The organism is Mesorhizobium sp. RCC_202 (genome assembly GCF_041355295.1).
In the GTDB taxonomy this organism is placed as follows: Bacteria; Pseudomonadota; Alphaproteobacteria; order Rhizobiales; family Rhizobiaceae; genus Mesorhizobium.
Genome location: NZ_JBFUPO010000005.1, coordinates 289,511 through 305,993 on the forward strand (window position 1 = coordinate 289,511; position 16,483 = coordinate 305,993).

Genomic DNA, 16,483 nt, shown 5'->3' on the forward strand with positions numbered 1-16,483 from the left:
CTCAGAATCCGATCGCTGCGTAGAACATGGCGAAAAGCCCGTCGAGGATGATGACGACGAAGATCGACTTCACCACCGAAGCGGTCACGTGCAGGCCGAGCGATTCGGCGCTGCCGCCGACCTTCATACCTTCCACCGACGCGATGATGCCGATGATCAGCGCCATGAACGGCGCCTTGATCAGGCCGGCAAAGATGGTGCTGAGGTCGATGGCGGCGCGCAACCTGTCGATAAAAGCGGCCGGCGGGATGTCGGAATAAAGCCATGCGGCGGCGATGCCACCGCCAAGTGCGGCGAAATTGGCGATGATGGTGAGGCACGGCAGGCCGATCACCAGCGCCACAAGGCGTGGAAAGACAAGCACGCCGATCGGGTTCAGCCCGATCACCTTCAGCGCGTCGACCTCCTCGCGCATCTTCATCGAACCGATTTCGGCCGTAATCGCGCTTCCCGACCGACCGGCGATCATGATCGCCGTCATCAGCACGCCGAGCTCGCGCAGGATCAGCACGCCGACGAGGTCGACGACAAAGATGTTGGCGCCGAAATAGCTGAGCTGATAGGCGCCTTGCTGGGCAACGATGGCGCCGACGATCGCCGACATCAGCACCACCACCGGTATCGCGCCGACGCCCATGCGGTCGATCTGGTTGAAGACCGCGGCAAGATTGACGCCATGGCCGCGGCCAAGCTTCATCTGCGCACCGCGGATGGTGGCGCCGAGGATGTTCATCGAAGCGAGAAAATCGTCGCGTATCTCATAGACCCGCCGGCCGACCAGCTCGAGCGCCCGCAGGACGATGTTGGGCGGCCTGGACGGCTTCGATTCGGGCTCGCGGCGGACGGCGTCGCTGACAGCGCCGAGCAGAATCGAGGCCACCTCGCTCTGCCCCTGCATATGCACCTCGACACCCTTCTTCTCGAAGACGCTGGCCAGCCGGTCGATCAGCCAGGCGCCGGCCGTGTCTATCTTTTCAATCTTGGAAAGGTCGAGCATCAGCTGCTTTGCGCCACTGCGCTTCTCGATCTTGCGCATGTCGGCATCGATCAGCGCCACGGTGCGCGTCGTCCACACGCCGGAAAACGCGCAGCCCAGCACACCGCCCTCCTCGCCCACGGCGACGCGTGGCTGGTGCTCGGCGTCTTTGGCGGCCTCGCCGCTTGCGCCGCGTTTGCGGATGGTCAACATGGCGTCCTGTGTAGCCTGATGGGACAGGCGTGTCGATTTGCCGGCAGACCGGTGTCGCACAGCCGGAGAAGAAAATTATGGCGCGTGTCATTTCGGTCGAAATGGAGCGATTCCCGATCGCCGGCACCTTCACCATCTCGCGCGGATCGAAAACCGAGGCCGAAGTCATCACGGTGACGATCACCGACAACGGCCATATCGGTCGCGGCGAATGCGTTCCCTATAGGCTTTACGGCGAGACGATGGATGGCGTGCATGCGGCAATCGATGCCATGCGGGGCGAGATCGTCCGCGGGATCGACCGTATGGCCCTGCTCACGGCCATGCCTGCCGGCGCGGCGCGCAACGCCATCGACTGCGCCTTGTGGGATCTGGAAGCAAAGCTGAGCGGTACGTCCGTGGCCGCCGCGATCGGCGCCCTTCCAACCAAGCCGCTCGAAACCGCCTACACGCTGTCGCTTGCCGAACCGGAAGCGATGGCGGCACAGGCCCGCGCCAATGCGCAGCGGCCGCTGCTCAAGGTCAAGATCGGCGGCGACAATGACACGGCCCGCATCCGTGCCGTCACCGCGGCGGCGCCCAACAGCCGCATCATTCTCGACGCCAATGAAGGCTGGACCGACGACAATGTCGAAGCCAACCTCGCCTTTGCCGCAGAGCTTGGCATCACGCTGATCGAGCAGCCTTTGCCGGCGGGCAAGGACGCCATCCTGCGGCGGATCGCGCATCCGGTGCCGATCTGCGCCGACGAAAGCGTGCACGAGGCAAACGGCCTCGAGGCGCTGGTGGGGCTCTACGACGCCGTCAACATCAAGCTCGACAAGGCGGGCGGCCTGACCGAGGCGCTGAAGCTTCGCGACCGTGCCCGCGATCTCGGCTTCGGCATCATGGTCGGTTGCATGGTAGGCACGTCGCTTGCCATGGCGCCGGCGGTGCTGCTGGCCCAGGATGCGGATTTCGTCGATCTCGATGGTCCGCTGCTCTTGGCGCGTGACCGCGAGCCTGGTCTCGTCTACCGGGGATCGCTTGTTTCACCGCCTGAGCGGGCGCTGTGGGGCTGAGCGCGCGGCTAGCCCGATGAGCGCCATGCCGACGATCGCGATCGGGATCATCGCCCAGAAACCGTCGACGCCCAGGCGGTCATAGAGCGGACCGGAAGCAAGCGTCACGGCCGCCATGAAGAAGCCGTTGAAGAAATAGGCAATGCCTTGAGCCGCACCCGTGCGCTCTTCGGAAATCGTCTCGCCGATCATCTTCTGCAACCCGATCAGCACCATCGCGACCGACACCGAATGCAGCGACTGCACGAGGAAGAAGCCGGCAACGCCAAGGCCGAGCGGCCAGACCAGCGGAAAGACGATCCAGCGCACGATCGAGCCGATGCCGGCAATCACCATCACCTTGACCACCGACACCGATGAGAAAATGCGGTTGAAGAACAAGAACATGCAGACTTCGGAGACCACGCCCCAGGCCCACAGCAGGCCGACGACGGAATCGCCGATGCCGATCGATTTCCAGTAGATCGATACGAAGCCATAGAGGAAGGCGTGGCTGGCGGTGATGATGCCGACGCCAAGGGTGAAATACAGGAAATAGGCGTTGAACAGGCTCGGCGCCTTGTGCTGGATCTCGGTCGCCGACAGCGGCGAGGCCTTGCGCGGCCGCCCCATGCGCGGCGCCGCCAATGCCGCGACGAAGGCCGCGCCAAGCGCGACGAAAATGATCACCGGAACCGCCTGCGGGCCGGTGGCCGCCAGGATGAAGCCGCCGGCGACGTTGGCGCACAGGTAGGAGATTGAGCCCCATTTGCGCATGGCGGTGTAGTTGGAGCCGAAGCGGCGCACGCCCGACAAGGCCAGCGAATCGGCCATCGGCGAATGCGGTGTCCAGGCGATCGTCAAAAGCAGCGAGACGGCAAGCACGATGGCGTATGTGGCCGGCAGGAAATAGCCGGCCGACACCGCCATCGAGGCTGCGACCAACGCGATATAGACATTGGCGCGGTCTTTCGCCCGGTCGGCAAGCGCCGTCAGCATCGGCGTCGTCACCACGCGCAGGAACATCGGCGCCGCCAGGATGACCGCGATTTGCTCGGCATGGAAACCTTTCGCCTGCAGCCAGAGCGGAAAATAAGGCAGATGCGTGCCCAGCGACATGAACAAGGTCGCGAAGATCACGCTCATGCGCAGTTCGAAATGGCTTGGCTTGACGAGCTGTTGGGGCGAGAGCGGCGGCAGCGACATGAATCGATCCAATTTCGCTGCACTTGGCGTGCGCGCAACGTGTTTCGATCCCTAACATGCACCAAAGCGCGGCGGAACTGCCTGGACCAATCGATCAAAGGCAAAGCTGTTGATGAACGCTCGAAAGAGCGGGCAAAGCACCTGTTACACCAATGCAATCAAGGCAATGGAGCTGGGCGGGCAAACTTGCCGTAGTCAGGCGGCCTGCGCCGCCCTGCCCTCGAGGTCGATGAGATCGACCGGCACCAGCATGTCGCTGCCCGCCTCGGTCTCCGGCAGCACATGCGCCCAGGTCAGGATCTCCATGTGGCCGTCGAAATGCTCGACCACGGCCGTGCAGCTTTCCACCCAGTCGCCGGTGTTGATGTACTGCACGTCGCCATAGCTCTCGATCGCGGCGTGGTGGATGTGGCCGCAGATGACGCCGTCGACATGTGAGCGGCGGGCCTCGTCGGAAAGCACCGTCTGGAACGAGCCGATGAAGTTGATCGCCTTCTTCACCTTGACCTTGGCCCAGGACGAGAACGACCAGTAAGGCAATCCAAGCAGATGACGCAGCTTGGTCACGACGCGATTGACCAGCATCGCTCCGTCATAGGCATAGTCGCCGAGATAGGCGAGCCAGCGCTGGTTGTGCACCACCGTGTCGAACTGATCGCCATGGATGACCAAAAGCCGCCTGCCGTCGGCGGTTTCATGGATGGCGCGGTCGGCAACGACGATGCCGCCGAAATGCACGCCCTGGAACTGGCGGGCGAATTCGTCATGGTTGCCGGCGATATAGGTGATCGAGGCACCCTTGCGCGCCTTGCGCAGCAGCTTCTGCACGACGTCATTGTGGCTCTGTGGCCAGTGCCAGCTGCGCCGCAACCGCCAGCCATCGACGATATCGCCGACCAGATAGATGATATCGGCGTCGTGATACCGCAGGAAATCGATCAGGAACTCGGCCTTGGCCGCCTTGGAGCCAAGATGCACGTCGGAAATAAACATAGCACGGAAAGTGCGGGGCTCTGCGCCTGACATCGCGATTTCACCTTTGCTTTCGCGTGCCTATGCCCCGATTCATGCAACAACCGTATGACGGTTGCGGTTGGTCCAGCCCAGGCGCTAGCTTGCGCGCAACTCAATCAGGAGAAAATCGTCATGGATCTCGGCATTCGCGGCAAGAAGGCGATCGTCTGCGCTTCGAGCAAGGGACTGGGGCGCGGCTGCGCGATGGCGCTTGCCGAAGCCGGCGTCGATCTCGTCGTCAACGGCCGCAATGCCGAACTCGTGGCCAGCACCGCCAAAGAGATCCGTGACCGGTTCGGGGTCAAGGTGATCGAGATTGTCGGCGACGTGTCGAAGCCGGAGGTGCAGAAGGCGCTGCTCGCCGCCTGTCCCGATCCGGATATCCTGGTCAACAACAATGGCGGCCCGCCCTTGCGCGATTTCCGCGAGCTCGACCGGGCAAAAATCCTCGAAGGCGTCACCCAGAACATGGTGACGCCGATAGAGCTGGTGCAGGCTGTTGTCGACGGCATGGCCAAGCGCGGCTTCGGCCGCATCGTCAACATCACCTCGCTGTCGGTCTATGTGCCGATCCCCGGCCTCGACCTGTCGTCCGGCGCCAGGGCCGGCCTGACGTCGTTCCTCGCCGGCGTGGCGCGCACGGTCATCGACCGCAACGTCACCATCAACAGCCTGTTGCCCGGCAAGCTCGACACCGACCGGCTGCGCGGCCCGCATGAGGCCGGCACCGTGGAAGACCCGGCTGCGGCTGCCGCGCGCAAGACCCGCATCAGCGCCGATGTGCCGGCCAAGCGCCTCGGCACGCCGGAGGAATTCGGCCAGATCTGCGCCTTCCTCTGCTCGGTCCATGCCGGCTATCTCACCGGCCAGAACATCCCGGTCGACGGCGGGCTCTACGTCAGCGCCTTCTGAGACAGGTCGGGCGTCGCAGACTCTCGAAGCAACGAGCTGAAATAACGCGACGATTCCGGTTTCGCGAATGTGAACGCGACGCCCGGGATTTGGCGTCGCGAAAAATCATCGACGCGTGCATCCTGCCCGACACAATTCCGAGCGGAAAACCGTTTCACACTTTTCAGGGAATTGCTCTAAAAGGCTCGGAAAGCAGGAAGCAGAGGGAGGCCGCAATGGACGGCGAGAACAAGAAAACGGCCCGGTCCGACCTCGACGAGGCCGCCCTCTTCTTCCACAAATATCCGATCCCGGGAAAGCTCGAGATCCAGGCGACGAAGCCGCTCGGCAACCAGCGCGACCTGGCGCTTGCCTATTCGCCCGGCGTGGCGGCCCCCTGCCTCGAGATCCGCGACAATCCGGCGACCGCCGCCGACTACACGGCGCGCGCCAACCTGGTCGGCGTCGTCTCCAACGGCTCGGCGGTGCTAGGACTCGGCAATATCGGCCCGCTCGCTTCCAAGCCGGTGATGGAAGGCAAGGCGGTGCTGTTCAAGAAATTCGCCGGCATCGACGTCTTCGACATCGAGATCGACGCGCCCGAGATCGACCGCATGGTCGAGACGGTCGCCGCGCTGGAGCCGACCTTCGGCGGCATCAATCTCGAGGACATCAAGGCGCCGGAATGCTTCGAGGTCGAGGAGCGGCTGAAGGCTCGCATGAGCATCCCGGTCTTCCACGACGACCAGCACGGCACGGCGATCATCGTCGCCGCCGCAGTGCTCAACGGGCTGGAACTGGCCGGCAAGGCGATTTCGGACATCAAGATCGTCACCTCGGGCGCAGGTGCCGCCGCCCTTGCCTGCCTCAACCTCTTGGTCTCGCTCGGCGCCAAGGTGGAAAACATCTGGGTCACCGACCGCTTCGGCGTCGCCCATAAGGGCCGCGTCGAGGAGATGGACCGCTGGAAGGATCCTTATGTGAAGGATACGGCGGCGCGTACGCTGGCCGATGTCATTGCCGGCGCCGATGTCTTCCTTGGCCTGTCTGCCGCCGGTGTGCTGAAGCCGGAGCTTCTGCAGCATATGGCGCCGAAACCGCTGATCCTGGCCTTGGCCAACCCCAATCCCGAGATCATGCCGGAAGCGGCAAGGGCGGCGCGCCCGGACGCCATGATCTGCACCGGACGCTCGGATTTTCCCAATCAAGTCAACAATGTGCTGTGCTTTCCTTACATCTTCCGCGGCGCGCTCGACTGCGGCGCTAGCGCCATCAATGAGGAGATGAAGATGGCCGCGGTCAGGGCAATCGCCGCCCTTGCCCGCGAGGAGCCGTCGGACGTCGCGGCGCGCGCCTATTCCGGCGAGACGCCGATGTTCGGCCCGGATTTCCTGATCCCCTCGCCCTTCGACCCGCGCCTCATCCTGCGCATCGCGCCGGCGGTGGCCAAGGCCGCCTGCGACACCGGCGTGGCGACACGGCCAATCGCCGATTTCGCCGCCTATATCGATAAGCTGAACCGCTTCGTCTTCCGCTCCGGCCTGGTGATGAAGCCGGTGTTTTCCTCCGCCAAGGCGTCGAGCGCCAAGCGCGTCATCTATGCCGACGGCGAGGACGAGCGCGTGCTGCGCGCCGCCCAGGTGGTGCTGGAGGAAGGCATAGCCGAGCCGACCCTGATCGGCCGCCCGCATGTCGTGGAAGTGCGCCTGAAGCGCTATGGCCTGCGCATCAAGCCGGGCGTCGACTTCGCGCTGATCAATCCCGAAGACGATCCGCGCTACCGCCACTATGTCGATCTTCTGATCGAGCTTGCCGGCCGGCGCGGCATCACCACGGAGGCCGCGCGCACCATGGTGCGCACCGACAACACGGTGATCGCGGCGCTGGCGCTGAAGCGGGGCGACGCCGACGCCATGATCTGCGGCCTCGAAGGCCGCTTCGAGCGGCATCTGCGCAACGTCACGCTGATCATCGGGCCACGCGCCGGCATCAAGGATTATGACCTGTCGACGCTGTCGATGCTGATCTCCCAGCGCGGCATCATTTTCCTCACCGACACACATGTTTCGGTCGATCCTACTGCGGAGGAGATCGCCGAGATGACAGTGTTGGCGGCGGAGGAAATCCAGCGCTTCGGCATCGAGCCCAAGGCAGCGCTCCTGTCGCACTCGGATTTCGGCTCGCGCGACTCGGCAAGTGCGTTGAAGATGCGCCAGGCGGCGGCAATCCTCGGCCGCATCGCGCCGGACTTGCAATGCGACGGCGAAATGCACGCCGACACCGCCCTGTCGGAGCATCTGCGCCAGCGTGTCTATCCGCATTCGCGGCTGAAGGGCGAAGCCAACCTTCTGGTGTTCCCGAACCTCGATTCGGCCAACATCACGCTGACGGCGCTGCGCGCCATGATGGACGCGCTGCATGTCGGGCCGATCCTGCTTGGCACCGACAAGCCGGCGCACATCCTGACGCCGTCGGTGACCTCGCGCGGCGTCGTCAACCTGACAGCGCTTGCCGTGGTCGAGGCCGCGCATAAGGCGCAGGCGCTGGCACCGCTCTGAGTCAGGCTCTGCGCTGGCCGCTCAGATTGGCGCGAAGCGGAAATGACCGGTCTGCCGGAAGACGTACAACGTGTCCTCCTGGCGGGCGCCCCAACCGATATTGTGGATAACCAGCGGCCGTTCCGGCACCGGCATCGGCGATTTGGGTCGAGATCATCTTTGGCTGTAGATTGAGGAAACGGTTAACCGCGAATCCGGTAGCATCCCGATAAACGGGCTAGCAGGGGTTGGCACATGACGCGCGGAGGGTTGAGGCTGACCCACCTTGCGGCGCTGCTTGCAGCGCTTGCCGCCTCGGCCGTTGCCGTGACCGAACCGCAGGCGGCGTCGCGCACGTGCCGGCAGCTCGAAGCCGAACTTGCCGCCACGCGCGGCGGTGGCGGCGGGCCCGGCCTGATCCGCAAATATGACGACGCCATCCAGCGCCAGCGCGAGCAGCTCGCCAAGGCACGCAGCCGTGCAAGCGATGCCAATTGCGGCTTCTCGCTGTTTTCCCGCAACGTCAGCCAATGCGCCGGGATCAATGCCTCGATCCAGCGCATGAACGCCAATCTCGACACCTTGCAGGCCAAGCGCGAGCGGCTGGCCGCCGGCGGCTCAAGGCGCGACCGCGGCCGCATCCTGGCGGCGCTCGATGCCAATGGCTGCCGCGACGACGAGATCGCGCCACGGCGCGCGCCAAACCAGGAGGCTGCCCGCGACAATGGCGGCGGCAGTCTGTTCGAGCAGCTTTTCGGACGGCAGGATCCGGGCAGCCCGACGCTGGACGACGTGCCGGAGGAAGCGGACGTCCCGCCTGATGATCCGAGCGTGCGCAATATCCGCCGCGTCATCAACCAGCCCGACGGCATGGACCTGCCGAGATTGGGCGGCGAGTTCCACACGATGTGCGTGCGCACCTGCGACGGCTATTTCTTCCCGATGTCGAACGCGGCTTCCGTCGGTGATTTCGAACGCGACCAGAAAAATTGCGAATCGAGCTGCCCCGGCACGGAGATGCAGGTCTTCTATTCGCGTGGAATGGACGACGATTCGGGCTCGATGACCTCGTCGGCGACAGGCCAGCCCTACAGCGAGTTGCCCAGCGCCTATCTCTACAAGCAGGCCAATTATTCGCGGCCACCGAGTTGCGGCTGCAATGCGCAGGCCGGCAATTTCTCGATCATCGGCGGCAATCCGCCCAATCCCGAACAGTCGCAGCCGGAAAGAGAAACAACGCCGTTCATTCCGGTGCCGGCGGTCAAGCCCGACCCGGGCGCCGATCCGGAAACGCTTGCCAATGCCCAGGGCGGGCTCGACCGCGAGGCGATCAAGCGCCTCACCACCAAGGTGCCGGTATCGCCTGTGTCGGCGCTGCCGCCGGATCAGCGCAAGGTCAGGGTCGTCGGGCCAGCGTTCCTTCCCGACCCATCAGCGGCAATAGATCTGAAAGCTCCGGCCCCGCAGTCCGCCCAGTAAGGGCGAGCCTCAGCGGCATGAACAGCGGCTTGCCCTTACGTCCGGTGGCTTCCTTGATCTTGCCGGTCCAGTCCTTCCAGACCGTGCCGTTCCACGGCTCCTCGGGCAGCACGTCGAACGCCTGGTTGAGGAAATCGCGATCCTCACCGGAAAATTCGGCGGGCTCTGGCGGACCCTCGCTCAGAATTCGCCACCAGGTGACGGCATCGGCCAGCCGGTCGAGATTGCCGCGCACGGCCATCCAGAACGGCTCGGCTTTGTCGCCGGAGATGCCCAGCACCATCAGCCGGTCGCGCGCTTCCTCGAAGGAAAGGTGATGCAAAAGTGAACGATTGAGCACGAACAGTTCATCGGGGTCGAATTTTGCCGCCGATTTCGAGGTTGCCGCCGGGTCGAAATGGCCGGCGAGTTCGTTGAGATCGTGTGCTGCGGTGACGTTCTCCGACGTGCCGACGAGCACGGCCAGCGACGCAACCGCCATCGGCTCGATACCGTCCTCGCGCAGGCTCTCGATCGACAGCGCGCCGCTGCGCTTTGACAATCCCTCGCCTGTCGTGGTGGTCAGCAGATTGTGGTGGCCGAAGACCGGCGGCTCGGCGCCGAGCGCCTTGAAGATCGAAATCTGCACGCCGGTGTTGGTGACATGGTCGTCACCACGGATGACATGGCTGACGCCCATATCGATGTCGTCGACCACCGAGGGCAGCGTGTAGAGATACGTGCCGTCCTCGCGCACCAGGACCGGGTCCGATAGCGAGGCCAGATCGACAGTCTCCTCGCCGCGCACCAGATCGTTCCAGTGCACCTCGGTGCGCTCCGGCTGCTGCGGGTCGCTGGTGAAATTGGGCAAGAGGAAGCGCCAATGCGGCCGACGGCCGTCGGACCGGTATTCGGCCACCTGCTCGGTCGTCAGCGTCAGCGCTTCGCGGCCATAGACCGGCGGCAGGCCGCGCGTGCGCCGCACCTTGCGGCGCAGATCCAGTTCCTCGGGCGTTTCGTAGCAAGGATAAAGCAGCCGCGCCGCCTTCAGCTTCTCGACCGCCGCGTCATAGATCTCGAAACGCCGCGACTGATAGTCGGTGGCGTCGGGGAAGATGCCGAGCCAATGCAGGTCGTAGAGGATGGAATCGGCGAATTCCTGCTTCGAGCGGGCAATGTCGGTGTCGTCGAAGCGCTGGATGAAGCGGCCCTTGTTGTTCATGGCGAACAGCCAGTTGAACAGCGCGGTGCGCGCGTTGCCGATATGGATTCGGCCGGTGGGCGACGGGGCAAAACGTACGGTAACTGTCATGGGCGGGGCGTAGCGGATGCTTTTCACGTTGACAAGGCGCGCCCCCGCGCGAAGGCAACAGATAGTGCAAGCCAGCTAAAATGAAAAGCCGCATAGCCGACGCGGCGCGCGACGCTGCGACAAAACCCGTCAAGAGGCATCGAATCCAAGCTGCCTGTGTCCCCGTTATCCACATATGTGACACACAAGATGTTGGGGTCATAAAAGCTACGCAAACGAATCCTTGACGGTTCGGGACGAGTCGCTTTTTATGGGCCATGCGTTTCTGTTGTAGGCGCGACCGGAGAGTTCTGAGGCCGGTCTTTTTTCCCGGATTTTGTGCGTTTTGCCCGGATTTCCGCCCGTTTACGAGGCCGGCGGAGGCGTGGGGATTGTTGGGGCTTGGGTGGGCGAAAGGGAGAATTGTCGGTCTGGAAAAAATGATCTGTTAACACTATATTTAGTGTTTGCAGGCAGGCTCGACGCTAGATAGTGTGAACCTCCCTCCATGGAGGGAATCGACCAAAGTTTCAGTTGAGGGACCCGCGAGGGTCGGTCTGCAGCCCGGGCAAACGCCCGGCGGCGCGTATCGCTGTCTGCATGCCGGCACTTGCGACGAGGAGAGTGTCGGCGTCGCCTGCGATGCCGGCAAACGGCGGACCGTGCTTTTCGCCATGTGGGGCAGAAATCCCCGGGGAAAAGCGCTATATATAGACACAAAGGGACCGGACCAATGCGCATCGAGCGTCGCTTCACCAAGCCAGACCAGTCTGCCTACGCGGAGATCGAATTCCGCAAGGCGCTGTCGGAGATCAAGAATCCTGACGGTTCGGTGGTGTTCCGCCTGGACAACATCGATGTGCCTGTACAATTCAGCCAGGTCGCGGCCGACATCCTGGCGCAGAAGTATTTCCGCAAGGCCGGCGTGCCGGCGCGGCTGAAGAAGGTCGAGGAGAACGACGTCCCTTCGTTCCTGTGGCGGTCGGTCGCCGACGAGGCCGAGCTCGCCAAGCTGCCCGAGGCCGAGCGCTATGGTTCCGAGACCGACGCCCGCCAGGTCTTCGATCGCCTTGCCGGCACCTGGACTTACTGGGGCTACAAGGGCGGCTACTTCAAGTCCGAGGACGACGCGCGCGCCTTCCGCGATGAGCTTGCCTATATGCTGGCCACCCAGCGCGTCGCGCCGAACTCGCCGCAGTGGTTCAACACCGGCCTGCACTGGGCCTATGGCATCGACGGTCCGAGCCAGGGCCACTTCTATGTCGACCCGTTCACCGGCAAGCTGACCAAGTCGAAGAGCTCCTATGAGCATCCGCAGCCGCATGCCTGCTTCATCCAGGGCGTGCAGGACGACCTCGTCAACGAGGGCGGCATCATGGATCTGTGGGTGCGTGAGGCGCGCCTGTTCAAATACGGCTCCGGCACCGGCTCGAACTTCTCCATGCTGCGCGGCGAAGGCGAGAAGCTGTCCGGCGGCGGCCGCTCGTCCGGCCTGATGAGCTTCCTCAAGATCGGCGACCGCGCCGCCGGCGCCATCAAGTCGGGCGGCACGACCCGCCGCGCGGCGAAAATGGTCATCGTCGACGCCGACCATCCCGATATCGAGGAATTCATCGACTGGAAGGTCAATGAAGAGCAGAAGGTCGCCTCGCTGGTGACCGGCTCCAAGATCGTCAAGAAGCATCTCGAAGCCATCATGAAGGCCTGCGTCAATTGCGAAGGCAATGGCGACGACTGCTTCGACCCGGCGCTGAACACCGCGCTGAAGCGCGAGATCAAGGCGGCCAAGAAGGATGCCGTGCCGGAGAACTACATCTACCGCGTCATCCAGTTCGCCAAGCAGGGCTACAGCTCGATGTCGTTCAAGACCTACGACACCGACTGGGATTCCGACGCCTATCTCACCGTCTCCGGCCAGAACTCCAACAACTCGGTATCGCTGAAGGACAATTTCCTGCGCGCCGTCGAGGCCGACAGCGACTGGCAGCTGACCGCCCGCAAGGACGGCAAGGTGCTGAAGACGCTGAAGGCGCGCGACCTGTGGGAAAAGATCGGCTACGCCGCTTGGGCGTCCGCTGACCCGGGCCTGCATTTCAACACGACGATGAACGACTGGCACACCTGCGCTTCGGCCGGTGCGATCCGGGCCTCCAACCCGTGCTCGGAATACATGTTCCTCGACGACACGGCCTGCAACCTCGCCTCGATCAACCTCCTGCCCTACCGCAACGCCGATGGCACGATCGACATCGCCGCTTACGAGCACACTGTGCGTCTGTGGACCATGGTGCTCGAAATCTCGGTGATGATGGCGCAGTTCCCTTCGAAGGAAATCGCCAAGCTCTCCTACGAATACCGCACGCTCGGCCTCGGCTACGCCAATATCGGCGGCCTGCTGATGACCTCGGGCATTCCTTATGACTCGGACGAGGGCCGCGCCATCTGCGCAGCACTCACCGCCATCATGACCGGCGTCGCCTATTCGACCTCGGCCGAAATGGCCGGCGAGCTCGGCGCCTTCCCGGACTATGACCGCAACGCCCAGAACATGCTGCGCGTCATGCGCAACCACCGCCGCGCCGCCTATGGCGAGAAGCAGGGCTATGAGAAGCTGGCCGTCGATCCGGTGCCGCTGGTCGCTTCCGACCTCAAGCAGCAGGCGCTGGCCGAGCATGCGAAAGCCGCCTGGGACCGCGCAATCGAGCTCGGCGAGGAGCATGGCTATCGCAACGCCCAGGCGACCGTGATCGCGCCAACCGGCACGATCGGCCTCGTCATGGATTGCGACACCACCGGCATCGAGCCCGATTTCGCCCTGGTGAAGTTCAAGAAGCTCGCCGGCGGCGGCTACTTCAAGATCATCAACCGCGCCGTGCCGGAAGCGCTGCGCACGCTCGGCTATTCCGAAAGCCAGATCGCCGAGATCGAGGCTTATGCCGTCGGCCATGGCAACCTCAACCAGGCGCCCGGCATCAACCCCGGCTCGCTGAAGGCCAAGGGCTTCACCGATGAGAAAATCGCGGCGCTCAATGCGGCGATGAAGTCGGCCTTCGACATCAAGTTCGTCTTCAACCAGTGGACGCTCGGCGCCGACTGGGTGAAGGACACGTTTGGCTTCACCGACGAGCAGCTCGGCGACTTTGCCTTCGAGATACTGCCGGCGCTCGGCTTCTCCAAGAAGGACATCGAGGCCGCCAACATCCATGTCTGCGGTGCGATGACTTTGGAAGGCGCCCCCTTCCTCAAGGCCGAACACTTGGCCGTGTTCGATTGCGCCAGCCCTTGCGGCAAGATCGGCAAGCGTTCGCTGTCGATCAACAGCCACATCCTGATGATGGCGGCGGCCCAGCCCTTCATCTCGGGCGCCATCTCCAAGACCATCAACATGCCGAACGACGCGACGGTCGAGGACGCCAAGGGCGCCTATATGCTGTCATGGAAGCTGGCGCTGAAGGCCAACGCGCTCTATCGCGACGGCTCGAAGCTGTCGCAGCCGCTCAATGCCTCGCTGCTCGCCGATGGCGAGGACGACGAGGACGAGGCGGTCGAGCAGCTGATCGCGGCGCCCGCCGCGCAGCGCGCCGTGCAGGTGACGGAAAAGATCGTCGAGCGCGTCATCGAACGCCTTTACCGCGACCGCGAAAAACTGCCGAACCGCCGCAAGGGCTACACGCAGAAGGCCGTCGTCGGTGGTCACAAGGTGTATCTGCGCACCGGCGAGTTCGACGACGGGCGTCTGGGCGAGATCTTCATCGACATGCACAAGGAAGGCGCCGCCTTCCGCGCGATGATGAACAACTTCGCCATCGCCATCTCGCTCGGCCTGCAATATGGCGTGCCGCTCGACGAATATGTCGAGGCCTTCACCTTCACCAAGTTCGAGCCGGCCGGCATGGTGCAGGGCAACGACGCCATCAAGAACGCGACGTCGATCCTCGACTACGTGTTCCGTGAGCTTGCGGTCTCCTACCTCGCCCGCCACGACCTCGCCCATGTCGACCAGTCCGACTTCGACAAGACCGCGCTTGGCCGCGGCATCACCGAGGGCAAGGCGACGCCCTTCTCCAAGGGCCTGACGCGCGGCGTCTCGCCGGTGAAGCTGGTGTCGGGCGTCGGCTCCGAGCCCAAAGGTTTCGCCGGCGCAGCCCCGGCGGCGGCTCCCGGCCGTGCCGCGCCCACCGCGTTTTCCGGCTCCAACGTCCTGACGCTGAAGCCGGCAAGCGACGAGGCGATCGCCTACAAGCGCGACTATGAGGATCGTGCCAAGGAACTGGCCGAGGAGATCGTCGAGGAGGAAGCCGGCGGTGCCGAAGCCCTGTTCACCGACGCCGCCGCCAACGAGGCAGCCGAGGCGAAGAAACTCGCCGCCACCCGCCGCCAGCAGTCGCTGCTGCAAGGCTACACCGGCAACGAATGCACCGAGTGCCACAACTTCACCATGGTGCGGAACGGCACCTGCGAAAAGTGCGACACGTGCGGAAGCACGAGCGGGTGCAGCTGATCAGAGCTTGGTCGACGGAGTAGTCGCCGATGGACAAGCTTGTTCATCCATTCCGCGTAATCGACGGGGGCGGGCAGACGCCCGCCCGATGGCTCGATATTCCTTCGGCCGTCATCGGGCGCTCGCCTTATCGGCGAGACGAGAATGTTGTCTACCGCATTGCTCAGCATGACGCTCGCAAAGCCCTAGAACACGGCCGCAAACAGCCACTTCTTGATCTCTGGAGCGTCGTTCTTGGCGAAATACCGCCTGTGAATAACGCGTTGGCAAAATGGGGAAAAACTGCAGAGGCACATGGGCTGTCGTCCCTGCTTAGCGCGCATGCCTGTTTCCGTGGTATTAAGCGCCCTGCAGGAAATGACGATAAGGGATTTGATTTTTATGCTTTCGTATCGAAGCCTGCCATATTCTTCGTATATGATCCGAGCATCGGCTGCGTGATCAAACCGTCATATGTGCCTGATGACGTAGTGCATGTAACGTACGTACGGCTCGACTACCCGGAGGGCCGTCCGGCAAAAGAATGTTCGATGGTGCCCAATGGCGCAGTCGGTGTTGTCACGCACTGGGAGTTTGTCGAAGCTCACAGAGACGCGCCGAATTTGCCGACAAACTTTACGGAGCGCTATCGACAACAAAAGTGGTGAGCTGACGCTATGGGCAAAATAGACAGGACAAACTCAATCGATAGTTATCGGCCCTGCGCTATATATTATGAGCAGTCGGACAGCCTTGAATATGTGCGACAGGACACTCCAGTTATATATCGTCGGATCGATGATTTTCTGACTTTGATTCTTGCGATGGATAACCGCGCCCCTCTTGGCTTCAAGCTCAAAGGATTTCGACATTTCTATCTTCGTCACCTTAAAAAAAATTATCATTCAGAACGTCAAGAGTTTTTGACACTCGTAAAGATTGTTGAAGATGCTCTTTGCGTTTTAGGGGACAAGGTCTTCGATGATGAAAAGCGCATTGCATATCAAAGGGCTATAGACATTGCTCAAAGCGACAACGTTGAAGTAAGAGACTTCCCATCCATGGCGGCGCACGGCTGAAAATTTGCGTTTAGGATTATTCTAGCGGCTGTTCCTATGCCGGCAACTTGCCTAGGCGCTGTCGTTAGCCTGAAGGGTGATGGCATGCGTTACGCCGTGGTGATCGAAAAGGCAGGAGCCAATTTTTCAGCTTCTGTTCCAGACCTCCCCGGTTGCATCGCGACCGGCGAGACGGTGCCTGAGGTAGCAATCGAAATCCGCGATGCAATCCGTTTTCATATCGAAGGATTGCGCGCCGATGGGCTGGATGTGCCCAGAGGCGTCAGCTTAGCGAAATATGTAGAAGCATAACTGCTAT

At 62.8% G+C, this 16,483-nt stretch carries 13 protein-coding genes; 8 read left to right on the forward strand and 5 right to left on the reverse strand.

Annotation, left to right across the window (positions count from 1 at the left end):
- Position 1 precedes the first annotated feature (1 nt).
- Complete coding sequence (locus tag AB6802_RS14235; RefSeq protein ID WP_371010747.1) at positions 2 to 1,189, reverse strand: ABC transporter permease; 1,188 nt, start codon at positions 1,187 to 1,189, stop codon at positions 2 to 4.
- Between the two features lie 77 nt (positions 1,190 to 1,266).
- On the opposite strand from AB6802_RS14235, the gene dgcA reads away from it, so the two are divergent.
- Positions 1,267 to 2,250 carry an N-acetyl-D-Glu racemase DgcA gene (dgcA, locus tag AB6802_RS14240; RefSeq protein ID WP_371010748.1) on the forward strand — a complete coding sequence of 328 codons (984 nt, stop codon included), beginning with the start codon at positions 1,267 to 1,269 and terminating at the stop codon, positions 2,248 to 2,250.
- Here the strand turns inward: dgcA and AB6802_RS14245 are convergent.
- Positions 2,221 to 3,435: an MFS transporter gene (locus AB6802_RS14245; RefSeq protein ID WP_371010749.1), complete on the reverse strand. Its 1,215-nt coding sequence runs from the start codon at positions 3,433 to 3,435 to the stop codon at positions 2,221 to 2,223. The genes dgcA and AB6802_RS14245 overlap by 30 nt on opposite strands.
- A 195-nt stretch (positions 3,436 to 3,630) precedes the next feature.
- Positions 3,631 to 4,428, reverse strand: coding sequence for a UDP-2,3-diacylglucosamine diphosphatase (locus tag AB6802_RS14250; RefSeq protein ID WP_371010750.1), 798 nt, complete (start codon positions 4,426 to 4,428; stop codon positions 3,631 to 3,633).
- 153 nt (positions 4,429 to 4,581) lie between these two features.
- Between AB6802_RS14250 and AB6802_RS14255 the strand changes: the two genes are divergently transcribed.
- Both AB6802_RS14255 and AB6802_RS14260 read left to right on the forward strand, forming a co-directional pair.
- Positions 4,582 to 5,361 carry an SDR family oxidoreductase gene (locus tag AB6802_RS14255; RefSeq protein WP_371010751.1) on the forward strand — a complete coding sequence of 260 codons (780 nt, stop codon included), beginning with the start codon at positions 4,582 to 4,584 and terminating at the stop codon, positions 5,359 to 5,361.
- 215 nt (positions 5,362 to 5,576) lie between these two features.
- On the forward strand, positions 5,577 to 7,898 hold the full coding sequence (locus AB6802_RS14260; protein WP_371010752.1) for an NADP-dependent malic enzyme: 2,322 nt from the start codon (positions 5,577 to 5,579) through the stop codon (positions 7,896 to 7,898).
- A gap of 21 nt (positions 7,899 to 7,919) precedes the next feature.
- On the opposite strand, the gene AB6802_RS14265 is transcribed toward AB6802_RS14260, so the two are convergent.
- Complete coding sequence (locus AB6802_RS14265) at positions 7,920 to 8,033, reverse strand: DUF1287 domain-containing protein (protein ID WP_371010753.1); 114 nt, start codon at positions 8,031 to 8,033, stop codon at positions 7,920 to 7,922.
- Between the two features lie 99 nt (positions 8,034 to 8,132).
- Between AB6802_RS14265 and AB6802_RS14270 the strand changes: the two genes are divergently transcribed.
- Positions 8,133 to 9,356, forward strand: coding sequence for a DUF2865 domain-containing protein (locus AB6802_RS14270; protein WP_371010754.1), 1,224 nt, complete (start codon positions 8,133 to 8,135; stop codon positions 9,354 to 9,356).
- Here the strand turns inward: AB6802_RS14270 and gltX are convergent.
- Complete coding sequence (gene gltX, locus AB6802_RS14275; protein ID WP_371010755.1) at positions 9,274 to 10,647, reverse strand: glutamate--tRNA ligase; 1,374 nt, start codon at positions 10,645 to 10,647, stop codon at positions 9,274 to 9,276. The two genes, AB6802_RS14270 and gltX, sit on opposite strands and share 83 nt — an antisense overlap.
- Before the next feature lie 712 nt (positions 10,648 to 11,359).
- Between gltX and AB6802_RS14280 the strand changes: the two genes are divergently transcribed.
- The 4 genes from AB6802_RS14280 (at position 11,360) to AB6802_RS14295 (ending at position 16,476) form a co-directional block, all read left to right on the forward strand.
- Entirely contained in the window at positions 11,360 to 15,127 is a 3,768-nt protein-coding gene (locus AB6802_RS14280; RefSeq protein ID WP_371010756.1) for a vitamin B12-dependent ribonucleotide reductase, read from the forward strand.
- Between the two features lie 29 nt (positions 15,128 to 15,156).
- Complete coding sequence (locus AB6802_RS14285) at positions 15,157 to 15,774, forward strand: hypothetical protein (protein ID WP_371010757.1); 618 nt, start codon at positions 15,157 to 15,159, stop codon at positions 15,772 to 15,774.
- A gap of 9 nt (positions 15,775 to 15,783) precedes the next feature.
- On the forward strand, positions 15,784 to 16,185 hold the full coding sequence (locus AB6802_RS14290; RefSeq protein ID WP_371010758.1) for a hypothetical protein: 402 nt from the start codon (positions 15,784 to 15,786) through the stop codon (positions 16,183 to 16,185).
- 84 nt (positions 16,186 to 16,269) lie between these two features.
- Positions 16,270 to 16,476, forward strand: a complete 207-nt coding sequence (locus AB6802_RS14295; RefSeq protein WP_371010759.1) for a type II toxin-antitoxin system HicB family antitoxin — start codon at positions 16,270 to 16,272, stop codon at positions 16,474 to 16,476.
- Positions 16,477 to 16,483: the final 7 nt, after the last annotated feature.